Annotated in this window: 1 pseudogene; it reads right to left on the minus strand. The window is 66.8% G+C overall.

Going from position 1 to position 214, the window contains the following annotated elements:
* Positions 1 to 214: pseudogene (locus AMS67_RS17685) on the minus strand (hypothetical protein); the annotation flags it as partial.

Genomic DNA, 214 nt, shown 5'->3' on the forward strand with positions numbered 1-214 from the left:
ACCCAGAGCAGTATGAGCATCAGCGCCGTGATGTAGAGCGCCTGCAGCGTGTTCGCGAGCATCGTGCCGAGGATGAAGTTGCGGCGCGTCGTCCCCAGCGCGAGCGCGAAGGGGTAGGTCGTGGCGACGGCCTGCACGCCGTAGTAGACGAGGCATCCCGGGAGCGACCAGAGGATCGCCTGGTTCCAGCGCGCGCCCTCGATGTACTCGGGAG

The sequence above is a fragment of the Leucobacter japonicus genome (assembly GCF_001273855.1).
Lineage (GTDB): Bacteria > Actinomycetota > Actinomycetes > Actinomycetales > Microbacteriaceae > Leucobacter > Leucobacter japonicus.